A 2,186-nucleotide genomic window follows, 5' to 3' on the forward strand; every position below is an offset into this window, starting at 1 on the left:
GCGGCTGGCCGAAGGAAACGGCGCCGGCCGCGATGGGCGGCGGTTTCGAAACGTATCCGGAACGCGTGGATGCCGTCAAGATCCGCCAACGCAGTGAATCGTTCGCCGACCACTATTCCCAAGCCACGCTGTTCTGGAAGAGCATGACGCAGCCGGAGAAGGACCATATCGTCGGCGCGTATTCGTTTGAACTGAGCAAGGTCGAGCGCAAGTTCATCCGCGAACGGCAGCTTGGAATCCTGGCGAATATCGATAGCGAGCTGTGTGCGCGTGTTGCCGACAATCTCGGTCTTCCCGCGCCGGCAGCGAGCGCGAGTCCGGAAGAGCTCGGCAAGTCGTCTCTCGAGCAATCGCCGGCACTGAGTTTGATTGCGAAGGCGGTGCCCTCGGTGAAAACGCGCAAGGTCGCCATCCTTGCTGCGAAGGGCGCGGACGTTGCAAGCATCAAGGCGATCAAGGACGCGCTCACGGCTGAGGGTGCGCATGCGAAAGTCGTTGCGCCGCAACTGGGCACGTTGGGTGATGGCGTTGAAGTGGATGCAACCATTCTCGCGCTGCCGTCGATCATGTTCGACGGTGTGGTCATTGCCGGCGGCGCGGCGAGTGCAAAGCTGCTGGCAGAGTCCGGCGACGCCCGCCACTTCGTGCTTGAAGCATTCAAGCATCTGAAGGCGATCGGTGCCGTGGGCGACGGCGAGGATGTGCTTGCCGCCGCACATCTGCCGACCGGCGATGAAGGCGTAAGCGTGGGCAGCGACGTGAAGAAAGTGATGAAGGCCTTCATTACAGCGATGTCGGCGCATCGGGTATGGGCGCGAGCCGAGAAGGCAGAGAGCGTTCCGGCGTAAGCACTACGCCTGACGAAGAATGGCCGCCAACGCGAAGTTGGCGGCCATTTTTTTATGCGGAATCGTTTTATTGCCCGAAGTAAGTGGAGCGCGTTCCGTCCGGCTGGGCAACAAGCGCCCGCGTTCCAGCAGCTGACGATCCATTCATTGTCGGTCCGTACGATGTCGCCATCACGCCCTGATTCTTTTCACGCGTTGCTCGGCGGCCTGGGTTTGAGCGGGATACGTCGTGTGATCGCCTTCGACGTTGTAGCCCGACCGCTCCATTTGAGCCAGATCCGCTTTCACTGCCGCGCGCGTCACCGTGTCGCCGGATTGTTGCGCGCTTGCCAGAGCTGGAGCGCCTAAAGCTGCTGCTACGACGATTGCGGGAATGAGTGCCTTGAGCATGGTGGTGTCTCCTCGAATGTCCTTGTTGCTTTTAGCGTCGTTAACAACCGGATGGTCGAATCGACGACGCGTGACAGATCGAAGTGTAGACACGCAATACTGTTTCCATTAACGCTGAATTAAGCGAAATAGTGTTGTGGGAGTTGCAATAATGCTTGCTTTATCTGAAGCTTGGCACAGCCTTGCGCCAGGACTGTATCGACCCGGGCGGCGTGTTGTTTCACGATTCCTTATTGGCCTTGCGGCCTGAATTTGCGACACTGGCAATCCTCTTAAAAACAGGCGTGTATTGCGTCGTTTCTTTAGGGAAATGCTGATGGCTTCACTAAGGACGTTCGCCACGATAAAACCGCCAAGGCTTCTGCGCATTGCGGTGCTGTTTTGTATCGCGCTATTTTTTTGCGTTTCGGTGAGTGCCCGGACGAACGTTTCAAAAAATCCGGTTCAAGCAAGGCCGTTGATAGTGGGCGTCGTGCCGGGCGCGTTGCCGCCCATGGAAATGAGTAATCCGAATGATTCGGAGAATCCTGTGCGCGGTGTATCGGCGGATTTTGTGCAACGAATCGCAGGAGCGTTGCAGAAGCCGGTTCAATGGCAGAGCTTCGCCGATCGCGGCGCAATGATCGACGCGTTGCGGCAGCATCGAATAGATGCCGCGACCAGCGCCACTGGTAACGACGGCGGCGTCGCGTTGCTTTACAGCAAGCCGTATGTTGCGACGAAGCAGGTCTATGTTGAGCGTCGTGTCGCAGGATCACACACAGGACGGATCGCATACGTTGAGTCGCAGACATCGCCACAACGGCTGCAGGATGCGTATCCATCGATGCATCCCGTTGCTTATCGCGATACGTTGAGCGCATTGCTTGCCGTATCGCTGGGCGATGCGGACGCTTTCGTCGGCGATCTGGTCACAGCGGGTTATGCGGTCGATCATTTCGATCTGGT

Annotated in this window: 3 protein-coding genes; 2 read left to right on the plus strand and 1 reads right to left on the minus strand. The window is 58.1% G+C overall.

Annotated elements, in window-relative coordinates; genetic code table 11:
- The coding region (locus ACFFAR_RS31395) for a catalase-related domain-containing protein (protein WP_375509246.1) at positions 1–848 on the plus strand (848 nt) is incomplete at its 5' end.
- Positions 849–1,019: 171 nt separating this feature from the next.
- Here ACFFAR_RS31395 and ACFFAR_RS31400 read toward each other — a convergent pair.
- The gene (locus tag ACFFAR_RS31400; RefSeq protein ID WP_375509247.1) at positions 1,020–1,238 is read right to left on the minus strand and encodes a DUF4148 domain-containing protein; all 219 of its coding nucleotides are present in this window, start codon (positions 1,236–1,238) and stop codon (positions 1,020–1,022) included.
- A 463-nt stretch (positions 1,239–1,701) separates the two neighbouring features.
- Between ACFFAR_RS31400 and ACFFAR_RS31405 the strand changes: the two genes are divergently transcribed.
- The coding region (locus ACFFAR_RS31405; protein WP_375509248.1) for a transporter substrate-binding domain-containing protein at positions 1,702–2,186 on the plus strand (485 nt) is incomplete at its 3' end.

The sequence above is a fragment of the uncultured Caballeronia sp. genome (assembly GCF_964243625.1).
Classification (GTDB): domain Bacteria; phylum Pseudomonadota; class Gammaproteobacteria; order Burkholderiales; family Burkholderiaceae; genus Caballeronia.

What these genes read in the sequence shown, in the direction of transcription:
- ACFFAR_RS31400 (WP_375509247.1), bottom strand. Translation starts at nt 1,238, where the DNA reads ATGCTCAAGGCACTCATTCCCGCAATCGTCGTAGCAGCAGCTTTAGGC.